The 11,137-nt window shown below is 72.5% G+C and carries 9 protein-coding genes; 6 read left to right on the top strand and 3 right to left on the bottom strand.

Going from position 1 to position 11,137, the window contains the following annotated elements; all coding sequences use genetic code 11:
* Positions 1–91 precede the first annotated feature (91 nt).
* Together Voc01_RS13965 and Voc01_RS13970 are read left to right on the top strand one after the other, a co-directional pair.
* Positions 92–1,351, top strand: a complete 1,260-nt coding sequence (locus tag Voc01_RS13965; protein WP_203927822.1) for an SEL1-like repeat protein — start codon at positions 92–94, stop codon at positions 1,349–1,351.
* 126 nt (positions 1,352–1,477) lie between these two features.
* Positions 1,478–2,707, top strand: a complete 1,230-nt coding sequence (locus tag Voc01_RS13970) for a type VII secretion protein EccE (protein ID WP_203927823.1) — start codon at positions 1,478–1,480, stop codon at positions 2,705–2,707.
* Here Voc01_RS13970 and Voc01_RS13975 read toward each other — a convergent pair.
* Entirely contained in the window at positions 2,674–3,570 is an 897-nt protein-coding gene (locus tag Voc01_RS13975) for a pentapeptide repeat-containing protein (protein ID WP_203927824.1), read from the bottom strand. The genes Voc01_RS13970 and Voc01_RS13975 overlap by 34 nt on opposite strands.
* A gap of 21 nt (positions 3,571–3,591) precedes the next feature.
* Here Voc01_RS13975 and Voc01_RS13980 point away from each other — a divergent pair, with 21 nt between their 5' ends.
* Positions 3,592–4,695 (top strand): hypothetical protein, encoded by a 1,104-nt coding sequence (locus tag Voc01_RS13980; RefSeq protein ID WP_203927825.1) that lies wholly within the window; start codon positions 3,592–3,594, stop codon positions 4,693–4,695.
* A gap of 95 nt (positions 4,696–4,790) precedes the next feature.
* Here the strand turns inward: Voc01_RS13980 and Voc01_RS13985 are convergent, their stop codons facing one another.
* Both Voc01_RS13985 and Voc01_RS13990 read right to left on the bottom strand, forming a co-directional pair.
* Positions 4,791–6,920, bottom strand: coding sequence for a hypothetical protein (locus Voc01_RS13985; protein ID WP_203927826.1), 2,130 nt, complete (start codon positions 6,918–6,920; stop codon positions 4,791–4,793).
* Between the two features lie 18 nt (positions 6,921–6,938).
* Complete coding sequence (locus tag Voc01_RS13990) at positions 6,939–7,988, bottom strand: hypothetical protein (RefSeq protein ID WP_203927827.1); 1,050 nt, start codon at positions 7,986–7,988, stop codon at positions 6,939–6,941.
* A 194-nt stretch (positions 7,989–8,182) separates the two neighbouring features.
* On the opposite strand from Voc01_RS13990, the gene Voc01_RS13995 reads away from it, so the two are divergent.
* The 3 genes from Voc01_RS13995 to Voc01_RS14005 all read left to right on the top strand — a co-directional run.
* Entirely contained in the window at positions 8,183–8,542 is a 360-nt protein-coding gene (locus Voc01_RS13995) for a YbaB/EbfC family nucleoid-associated protein (protein WP_239160178.1), read from the top strand.
* Positions 8,535–8,885 carry a hypothetical protein gene (locus Voc01_RS14000; protein ID WP_203927829.1) on the top strand — a complete coding sequence of 117 codons (351 nt, stop codon included), beginning with the start codon at positions 8,535–8,537 and terminating at the stop codon, positions 8,883–8,885. The genes Voc01_RS13995 and Voc01_RS14000 overlap by 8 nt, the downstream gene beginning before the upstream one ends.
* A gap of 81 nt (positions 8,886–8,966) precedes the next feature.
* On the top strand, positions 8,967–11,137 hold a 2,171-nt coding region (locus Voc01_RS14005), incomplete at its 3' end, for a WXG100-like domain-containing protein (RefSeq protein ID WP_445009827.1).

Genomic DNA, 11,137 nt, shown 5'->3' on the forward strand with positions numbered 1-11,137 from the left:
GATTTCACTGAGCCGGAACAGCAAAAGGTCGCCAACACTGTCGATCTCGGTCGACACCTCCACCTGTGGGGAGGGCGCTATCGTCGACGTGATGGACCCGATCGAGGAACGGCACCTTCGCGCCGCCGCGGCCACCGGCGACGCCGCCGCGATGAACGATCTGGCCGTGTTCCTGCGCCGGTCGTCCCGTAGCGGCGAAGCCGAACAGTGGTACCGGCGCGCGATCGACGCCGGCAGCGCCGCGGCCGCCTACAACCTGGCGCTCCTGCTGCGCGGCACCGGACGGGTCGACGAGGCCCGCGACCTGTTCTGGCGGGCCGCGGACGCCGGCATCGACGCGGCCGCCGACGAACTGCGCGGGCTCACCGCCGAAAGCTCACCGCGGGCGGCGCCCGCACCCGACGACGTCGACGGCCACCTCGAAGCCGGGCTGAGCGGCCGTCCCGACGAGGCCGAGGAGCACTTCCTCCGGGCGCTCGCGGCCGCGGATGGCCGGCCCGGCACCGGATTCGGCGACGCGTCGTACCACCTGGCCGCCCTGCTGTCCGCCCGGGGTCGCGCCGCCGAGGCCCTGCGCTACGCCGAACAGGGCCACGAGGCCGGAAACCCCTTCTCCGCCAACATCGCCGGCCTCGTCGACGCGCGCGCCGCCGAGGCCTGGTTCCGTCGCGGCGTCGAGGCCGGCGACACCGCGGCCATGGACAACCTCGCGCTTCTTGCGGAAAAGCAAGGGGACCGGGGGGGAGCGCGCCGTTTACGCGACCGGGCCACCCGCGTGCGCGACGAGGTGGCGCTCGGCGAGGGCGCGTTGCACCGCGCGGCCGGCCGGAACGACAAGGCGGAACGGGTGCTCCGGCGCACCGCCCACCGGGGCGACACCGACGCGATGGCCGTGCTGGGCCTGGTGTTCAAGGACCGGGGTGACGTGGCGACCGCGGAGCGGTGGCTGCGGCGCGCCGCCGACGCCGGCAACCGGGCGGTGATGAGTGATCTCGGGCTGCTGTACAAGCAGACCGGCCGCCTCGACGAGGCCGAGCGGTGGTACCGGCGGGCAGCGGCCGGCGAGAGCCGTGACGCGATGCACAACCTCGCGATCCTGCTGGCCCGCACAGGCCGGGAGGACGAGTCGGAGGAGTGGTACCGGAAGGCGGCCGCCGCCGGTCATCGTGACTCCATGTACAACCTCGGGATGAAGTTCCTCCGCGCCGAGCGGTGGTCCGACGCCGAGACGTGGTTCCGGCAGGGCGCCCTGACCGGCGACACCGGTGCGATGGGCAACCTCGCGCACGTCCTCGAGCGGCTCGGGCGCACCGAAGAGGCGCAGTCGTGGCTGCGCCGGTCCAGCCGGTGACCTGCGGTTACATCCACCGCCAGATCGACGGATGCGACGTTGGCGCGGTGCCTGTCTAGGATGGTGGCTGGATAGACGTAGGGGTCTGCCCACCGCGCGGCAACCACAACGGGGGACACCACGACCATGAGTGAGGCGACCGGTCACGTCCGCGCCGTGGCGCGCGTCGGCAGCACGCCTCCACCTCCGCCGAGCCCGGTGATGCTGTTCCGCCGCCGCCAGCCCGGACACATCGGACTGCTGAGCATCACGCAGCTACTGGTGGCCGAGGCACTGCTCGTCGGCGTGCTCGCGGCGGCCGGCGCGGGATGGATCGTGCTCGTCGTCGCCGCGCTGGTGTTCGCGGCGGCGATGTGGGGACTGTTCTGGCGGCGGCGCGGCCGCTGGTGGACCGAGCGGCTGCTGCTCGCCCGCAGCCTGAACCGCCGGAAAGACACCGCCATGAGCCGGAACCCCGACCCGCGGCTGGCGGCACTGCACATGCTCGTCCCCGGGCTGGCCGTGAGCACGTACGAGGCCACCGACGGTGAGCGGGTCGGCGTCGGGCGTGACGAGTCCGGCTGGTTCGGCGCCGCCGCCGTCGTGCAGCCCCAGTTCGGCCGGTCGGGTTCGTTCGGCCGGCTGCCGATCGACCGGCTCGCGCAGGCGGTGCGCGAGATGGGCCAGCCCGGTGCGGTGGTGCAGCTCGTCATGCAGAGCGTGCCGGCGCCCACCAGCGACATCGACGCGCGCAACCGGTGCGTGGAGTCCTACCGGGAACTGCTCGGCCAGCACGGACGGGTGCCGGCCGACCGCATCGTGTGGGTGTCGGTGCGTCTGGACGAGCGGCGGTTCCTCGACGCGTGGGTCACCGAGTCCGATCCCATCGACCAGGCACCGGCCGTGGTGGCCGCGCTCGTGCGGCGGATGGGGCGGGTCATCCGCCGCGACGGGGTCAGCTACCAGGCCCTCGACACCGACGGCCTGCTCGACGCGCTGGTCCGCTCGCTCGACCTGGAGCGCAGTCCGACCGCGGAACCGCCCAAGGAGACGTGGGAGAACTGGCAGTCGAGCCACCTCACCCACGCCACGTTCTGGATCAGTCGCTGGCCCGAGCCCGACCGGGCCGCGGCGATGCTCGAACAGCTCGCCGCCGTGCCCGCCGCGTCGACCACGCTGAGCATCAGCCTCGATCCCCACGAGGAGTTCACCGACTTCCGGTGCCTGGTGCGGGTCTCCACCAAGGAGTACGGCCTCGAACCGGCGGGCAACGCCATCCGCGAGATCGTGCACCAGTTCGGCGGATCGGTCCTCCGCCTCGACGGCGAACAGGTCCCGGCCGCCTACGCGTCGGCCCCCACCGGCGGCGGTGCGTAGTGACGATCAACGGACCCCACCGCCGCCCCGACGACCAACGGCCGCCCCCGCCCCCACCACCCCCGTCGGACGACAACGACGACGAGGGTGCCCCGGTCCGCATCGGCGGAGGTGGTCCACCGACCAGCCTCTACCCGCACCCGTCGCCCCCCATCTACCGGCCGCCCACGGACGGACGGCCGCCCGCGGACGGACGCGCGTCGGTGCCACCGGCCCAGGCGCGTACACCGGTTCCCGGCCAGGTACAGCCGCCAGCGGGTGCGGTGCCGGGTGCGGCGCCGCAGCCGGGTCAGCAGCCGGGTGCGCAGCCCGTGGGTCAGCAGCCGGTGGGATATGTGCCGCCGGCGCGGCATCCGGGGCAGGCCGGGTATCCGGTGACGGGTCCGGCGGGTGTGGCGCCCGGCACGCTGCACGGCGGTGGTGGACGCCCGCCGGCGGGCTATCCGCCGGGGTCGCCTCCGCCGCCCGGTGCGCAGCCGCCCGGTGCGCAGCCGCAGCCGGGGGTGCCGCAGCCCGGGGGGCACCCGTCCGGTGGGCAGCACCAGGGTGGGCCGCAGCCGTCCGGTGCGGCGCGGGTGATGCCGCATCCGGGGACGATCGGCCATGCCGCCGCGGTGGCGCCTCCCGCGGCTCGGCCGGCCCCACCGCCGCAGCAGGGCGTTCCGCAACCGGGAATGCCGCACCAGGGCGTTCCCCAGCAGGGAGTTCCCCAACCGGGCGTGCCGCAGCAAGGTGTGCCGCAGCAGGGCGTTCCGCAACAGCCCGTTCCGCAGCAGGGCGTTCCGCAGCAGGGCGTTCCGCAACAGCCCGTTCCGCAGCAGGGCGTTCCGCAGCAGGGCGTGCCGCAGCAGGGCGTGCCGCAACAGCCCGTTCCGCAGCCGGGTGTGCCTCAGTACGGGGGGCCGCCGGCGGCGGTGCCGCGTCAGCCGGGCACCGTGGTGCAGGCCGCACACAGCGTGGCCGCGCAGCCGGTCGCGCCGGCTGGCACCGTGGTTCAGCAGCCGCCGCGGGTGGTGCAGCCGGCCCGGCCCGTCGCGCAACCCGGACCGGTCGACGGCGAGACCACGCAGGGCACCGGCGCGGTGGACACCGCGGCGACGTCGCGGATCGGGGCACCCGCCGTCGTCGGCAGCCGCACGGCCGGCCAGTCGGCGCAGGCGGCGGCTGCGGCCGCGGCGACATCCGCGTCGACGCTGCCGGCCACGGCGCCACGGCCGACCAGGACACCGCCGACCCCACCCACGCACGGCACCATCTACGGCGGAACCGGGGCGAACGGTGCGACCGGTGACGGGCGGCTGCGGTCGCGCCGGCACCTGCCCAGCCTGCGGGTCGGCGCACACACGGCGTCAGACGGCGCCCTGGCGCTGCTCGGCGTGCCGCTGCCCGGCGCCGGCATGGTGCTCGGGTACGACATCGACGCGGCGACAGCCTCGATCCGGTTGTTCCGGCCCGAACCGACCCGGGTGGCACTCGTCGGCGGCGAGTGGGCCTTCCACGTGCTCGCGCTGCGCGCCCTCGCGCTCGGCGCCCGCGTGGCGGTGTTCACCGCGACACCGGAACGCTGGGAAGGATTCGGGGAATGGGCCACCGGCCGCGCCGGCCGGGTCGCGACGTTCCCGCCCGACCAGGCGGTGATCGTGCCCGCCAGCGCGCACGAACCGGCGCTGCTCCTCTACGACGTCGGGCTCACCGGCGCACCGTCGATGACGCCGCTCGGGCCGTGGCAGACCCGGCTCACCGTGCTGCGCCAGCTCACCACGTACGGCGTGCCGACCCTGCAGGAGTCGAGCGTGGTCATGGCGCAGCGGCTGTCGAAGGCCGAAGCCGACCTCATCTCGTCGACGATGCGGCTGAGCTCCGAGGCCGGCGCCTGGATGCAGACGCTCACCGACGACGGGCTCGCCGTGCTCGTCGGTGGTGAGGAGCGGTTCGTCCGGCTCACCCTGGCCGACGTCGAGAAGCAGCTCGGCTCACCGCAGCGCTGACAGGCCGCGCTCCCCCCGGTCCACCCGAAGCTTCGAGCGGGGCGGCAATGCCGCCCCGCTCTTGCTTTTGATCTTTGTGTGGACCGGCGGAGGCGTCACCCGTTGCCGATGGTCGGCCTCGGCGCCTCCTCCTGACGGGCCGGCGTACTGCCGACCACCGGACCACCCGGCGTCTGCATCGTGAACGCCGCCTCCTCGCCGGGCCGCGTCTCCGGCTGCTGCTGCTCCTCGCGCGAACGGCGCGTGAGCTCGGCCTCCGACGGCGACGACGCCGCCCGGCCACGACCGCCCTGCGCGCCCGCGCCCTGGCGGGTGCCCGGCGCCTGCCGGATGACCGGCGAGTTCGCACCCGGTGCCGACGGCATCATCGGCGGCAGCCCGCCCAGCGCCGGATCAGGGACCATCTGGTTGCGCAGCACCGGAGCCGTGGACGGCGCGGCGTCCTGCGTGGTCTCGGCCAACCAGTCGGGGTTGCCGACCAGGTTCGTCGCCGGCTGGCTCGTGTAACGACCCGCCCCGCGGCCCCGTCCCGCCGCGAAGCCACCCGGCGGAACCGCCATGCCTCCGGACGCCAGCCCGCCGGCTGCGCTGCCATCCGCCGCACGGCGGCGGCTGCGCTGCGGCGGAATACCGGCCGGTGGCGGAAGCGCGCTGCCGCCGGCCCGCGACTGCGCGTTGAGGACCGGTGGCGTGGCGCTCGGCGGCGCGAACTCACCGCGGTCGCCGATCTGCGGACCGGTGTAGACGCCGTGCGGATCCGACTGACCGCGCCGACTCTGCCGGCCGAGCACCGGGGCGACCGGCGGCGGCAGCGAGCCTCCCCCGAACGCCTCGGGTACGCCGACCGGACCCGCTACCCGGCCGCCCGCCGCACCCGGACCCTGCCGGCGACCGGTGTTGACACCCGGCGGCACGACACCCGGGTTGCCACCCCGGGCGCCGGTGCCGGTGTAGCCCGAGGCGGGGGAGCGCTGCGTCTGCTCCCGCCGGAACGTGCCGTTGCGCTTGCTGAAAGCCGCACCCGGTGGCGGCAGGGCGCCCGGGGTCGAACCCTGCCGGCCGAGCACGCCGCGGGTGATGCCACGTCCGACGCCCGGCGGCGGAAGGGCACCCGGGCCGGCACCGGGACCGGTGACGCCCGTACCGGCGCCCGGGACAGTGTTGAGGTTCGGAGCGTTGAACGCGTTGGGAACCGTGCGCGCGCCGGGCCCGAGGCCCGGCGGCAGGGGCGGCAGGACCGGAGCGCCGGGCGGGGTGGCGACCGTGGGCGGGGTGACCTGGGGACCGCCCGGGAGGTTGGTCAGGTTGGGCCCGGTCGGCACGTTCTGCAGGGTGGGCGCCGTGACGTTCGGGAGGGTGTTGGTCAGCGCCTGCACGTTCGGTGGGGCGATCGCCGGCGGCGTCGGCGGGGTCGCGACGTTCGGGGCACTGACGTTCGGTGCGCTCACGCTGGGCGCGCTGACATTCGGAATGGTCGGCCACTGCTCACCGGGCGTCGACATGATGACGTTCGGTGGGGTGTACGGGCTGCCGACACCGTCGCGCATCTGGTTGAACTCGTCCTTGTACGCGGCGGCCAGAACCCTGACGATCTCGCGTGCTGCCGCGTGGAACTCCTGCCGCTTGGCCTCTTTCCGCGCCTCCATCTCCTCGTCGAGCCGGGCGAAGGCCTGACTGTCGCCGTACCCGGCGGCCAGGCTGGCGCCGACCGTGTCCATGGTGGACGGCTCGCCCTCTTTGTTCACCTCGGGCTCGTAGCGCCTCATCAGGTCGTTGATGGCCTTCTGCGCAGTCTGGATCGGATCGACCAGGTCGTACAGCGCGTCGGCGGTCACGGCCTGACTGGCTATCCAGTTCTCGAGGTACGCCAGCACCCGGCCCGGCCCGCGCGACATGAAGTTGGCGCGGGCGTCCGCCTTGGTCCAGTGTTCGGCGAACAGCGTCATGCTGTGGGCGCGGACGTTCCGCTGGAGTTCCCGGAGCAGCTGCGCGGCGCGGAGGAACATGTCACCGAGGGCGTGGACGTGCCCCGGCTTCTGGTTGTTGACCCACATGTGGAGGATCTGGAGGGTCTCGTTCGTCGGCTGCCACTCGCTGTTGAACCACTTGGGCGGCTCCTCGGCGCCCCACAGCCTGTTGGCGCCCGTAGACGGGTCGACCTTGGCGTCGAAGCTCGGGTCCGGTCCGGAGTCCTGCCCGTGCCCGGGCGGCCAGGGAGGTGCCATCGGTTCGGCTCCTTTCGCTCAGCCGGGCTGGGGAAGCTGCCCCATCCGCTCCTTGTACAGCGGGTCTTCCCGCGGGTCGGGCAGCGGCACGTCGGGAAGTTCGGCACCCACGGCCACCGTCTGGTTCGTGGTGGTCGAGTTGGTCTGCTCACCCTTGTCGTTGTAGGTGTACGACGTCGTCTCGGTGTCGGTGACCGTCGTGGTGGTCGCCCCCGAACCCTGCACCCGCCACGTCTCGGTCGACTCACTGGTGACCCGGTCGCGCTGGTGGTTGCCGTCTTTGTCGTAGTAGCTCGAGGTGACCTGGGTGGTCGTGCTGTAACCGTTGGACGTGGTCGACGTGACCGTCTGCACCTTGCCGTTCATCTTGACGGTCGTGACGACACCCGAGTAGCCCGCCGGGGTGGTCCACACCCGCTGTGTCGTCTCCATCACGATGGGCGGGCCGCCGGCCTGCGGGATCACCACCTTGGTGGTCGTGGTGTCGCCGTTCGTGACGGGCACCCCGCCGATCGGCGTGACACCCGGACCCATCTGCGCGGCGACCTCGGGGTGGTCCTTCTGGAACTCCTCCCAGGTGGGCACGTTGTCGAGCACGTACTGCGGCACGCTGTCGGGCGCCGCCTTCCGGTTGCCGAACGCGAAGTCGATCGCCTGGAGGTTGGCCGCGGACCCCGCGTCGGTGTCGCCGAAGACGTTGGCCACGGTCTGTGCGGCGTAGGCCACGTTCATGACGCCGATGGAGATGTTCTTGTTGAAGTCCATGAGCTGGCCTATGTTGTGGCCGATCAGGCTGGCCATGGCCGTGGCCCACGGCAGGCCCTGACCCGGGGTGCCGAACGCGCCGAGGGCCATGTCCTTCATCGGGCCGACAAGGGTGCCCGCCATCCCGTTGAAGTTCTGGTGGATCTGGTAGACCTTCTGGCTGTAGCCCTGCAGGCCCTCGAGGTTGACCTGGACGCCGCCACCCATGATCGGGTTGCCCTTGTCGTCCTTCAGCCAGCCTTCGTCGGTGTTGATGTCATGCGCAGGGTCGTAGTCGTACCCGTCGGGCGGCCCGTCGGCCATGGCGACTCCCCGTAGTCGGATGGCATGAGTGTTCGTCGTTACGAGCTTAGCCGATCTCCGCACCCCGGCACCTCGGACGACGTTTGCGGTTTCGCCGGCTCGACCTGCGAGGTTAGATTGATACATCGACCTGGCGATCTGACTGACGGGGGAGGGCCGCGATGGATCGACCTGACTGGGGCATCCTGCGCAGCATGGTGGACGACCTGCAGAAGGCCCGCCAGAACGTGGTCGAGTCGCAACAGAGGATGCTGGCCATCCGCGGCGAGGCCCGGTCGGACGACCGGCTGATCCGGGTGGTCGTCGGCCCGCGGGGTCAACTCGTCGACCTCGAACTGGATCCGCGCGTTTTCCGTAATCCGGATTCGAAGGCACTCGCCGCGGCGATCATGGCCACCGCCCGTGACGCGATCGAAGACTGTCAGCGCCAGGCCCGCGAGCTCCGCGACGAGCTGCTGCCGAAGGACCTGCGCTCGATGGCCGAGCAGTTGAAGGGCGGGCCCGACCTGTTCAGCGCCCACGACGCCGACCTGGAGGGCAGGAAGGATGCCTAACTACATCGTCTTCCGCGACGTCGGAAGTGTCCTCGCCGCCGGCAACACGCTCGTGTCGCAGGGCGGAGCGCTCAACCGCGCGGTCGCGGGCTCCGCGGGGTCGCTGCGGGCGGCGTCGGTGTTCACGAGGAAAGACGGCTACTCGCAGGACTTCTGGACCGACAACTACGCCGCGGTCCTCGAAGGCGCCGACGGCCCACGACACGAGGACCTCCTGGAAATGGGCAGGACCTGGGCCACCGACGCCGAGACGATCGGCAACAACGTCGTGACGGCGACGACCACCATCCTCTGGCAGGACGCCATCGCCGCTGCGGAGCTCGCGAGCGCGCGGGCGACGTGAGGTCGCGTCCGCCGTCGATGACAACGGCAGTCGGGTCGTGCCCGGCTGCCGTTTCGTCGTGCGTCCGGCGGGTGTGACGACATGCCGTTCAACGTCAGTTACCACAACGAGGCGATCGAGGTTCTCCTCACCCTCGACGACTGGTTCTTCAACATCTCCGAGTGGATCCCACCCGCTCCGGGTTGGGTGAGCGACCTTCTCTTCGGACGACTGCCCGAGGACAACTACGCCGACGTCTACCCGTTCGCCGAGCAGTGGCTGAGGTACAGCGAGCACTTCGGTGACTTCCTCGACGGGTCCGTCGACGCCGGTCAGAAGATCTCGTCGGACTGGTCGGGTGACGGCACGGCGGCGCAGTTCGGCCTCGCCTTCCACGGCCTCACCATGGCGATCGCCGACCTGCAGATGGCCACCGCTCAGATGTCGATGGACATCTCCATGTACGGCCTTCAACTGGAGATCGGGTCGTACGCGTTCGTCCTGAACATCATCCTGCTCGCCATCATGCTGATCGTCGACATCATCATGATCGCGCTGTGGGGGATCGGTCTCGTCACGGCGCTCGGCCGTTTCGCGGCGACCCGCCTCGCGCAGACGGCGGTGATGCGCTCGATCATCGCCGCGATCAAGGGCATCATCCCCAGGGCTGTCGGCGCGGCGCTCCGAGCGGCACCGAGGCGGGCGCTCGGAGCGCTCCCACGCCCGATGTACAGGGGGCTCGTCAAGCTCGGCCGGCCGGGCGCCACCCGCGCCGGCGGACGCGTCGCCGCCGGTGGCACGGTGCGTGGCGTCGGCAACGTGGGTGCGCGCGGGATGCCGGTACTGGCTCGGGGCGCGGTGCGCGGAACGGTGGGCACGCGCGGAAGCATCGCGGGCATGCCGTTGCGGGCGCTGGGCCGGGGCGTGGTCCGCACCATCGCGCGGGCCACCGCACGGCACCGCGCGTCCGGCCTGGCGCGCGTCGCACTGGGCCGGCTGGCCGCGGGCGGAACGACGAGGCTCGCCGGCCGTGGCGCGCAACTGGCCGAGCGGGCGCTGCAACGGCAGATCACGAACGCCGTCCGCGACGCGATCGCCCGCAAGATCGTCGCGAGATTCAGCACGCGGATGGCCGACGCGTTGTTCCGCGAGGGAGCCGAGACGATCGGCCAGCGGGTCGCCGGTCGCCTGGCTGTCGAAGGGCTGGAACGGGCCGGCGTCAACGGTGCGCGCGACATCACCGGCAGGGTGGTTTCGACCGCCGTCCGGGAGGGCATGGAACTCGGGCGCGGTCAGGTCATCAAGCGGATGGCCCTCGAATGGGCCAAGGGCATACCGATGCGGGCCGCGGCGGGCTTCGTGCTCGGCGGAGGCATCAACCTCGGCGCGCAGGTCTGGGCACTGAACGCCGGCGAAGGCCCGCGGTTCAGCGACGTCGGCATCGACGTGAGCCAGGTCCTGACGAGCGCCGCGCACACCGCCGCGTTCCTGGGCATCATGGGCGGCAAGGGCATCGTGATGCACACCTTCACCGGCTCTGTCGCCGGTGCCGTCACCGCGACCGCCGACCAGGTCGCGAGTTGGGCCCAGGGCAAGGGATTCGACCTCGGCAAGGTCGGCGAGGGAGCGGTGCACGGTGCGGCCATCGGCGCCGCGTTCGGTGCCTACAACAAGACGTTCGCGCCGACCCGGGCCGAGGTCTTCCAGACCGCCAAGCACTGGATGGCCAAGAACCCCACGTTCGCGAAGGTGTTCGGGCAGGCGCATGTGCCGATGGACATCCGCCTCCCGGGCGAGGTGCGCATCTTCGAGATGCGCGGTCCCGAGGGACAGGTCAACACCGGGGTGCGGTACGAGGGCGCCCGCGGCATCGCCGAGTACGACGCCCGTGGCGGCACCTGGCAGTCGGGCCAACGCACGACCGCGTTCGTCGCCGGCGAGGGCGGCCGGCCCGCGGCCGAGTACACCGAGACGGTCCGCGGCGACCGGCACATGCTCAACATCGGCAAGGACCTCGGCAGCATGCTGCTGCGCGAGCCGGAGATGCGCATCCCCAGCGAGGCCCCGGGCGGCGGCGGGGGTGGCGGCGGCTCGGGCACGCGCGTGTTCGAAGGACCGGTCCGTGGCGGTGACGGCACGGCGCTGCGTGGTGGTGGTGTCGAGATTCCGGCGCAGCGCGGTCCGGTGGACGGCCCGGCGCCGCGTGGTGGTGGTCCCGAGATTCCGGCGCAGCGCGGCCCGGTGGACGGCCCGGCGCCGCGTGGTGGTGGCCC

This window comes from Virgisporangium ochraceum (genome assembly GCF_016863655.1).
Classification (GTDB): domain Bacteria; phylum Actinomycetota; class Actinomycetes; order Mycobacteriales; family Micromonosporaceae; genus Virgisporangium; species Virgisporangium ochraceum.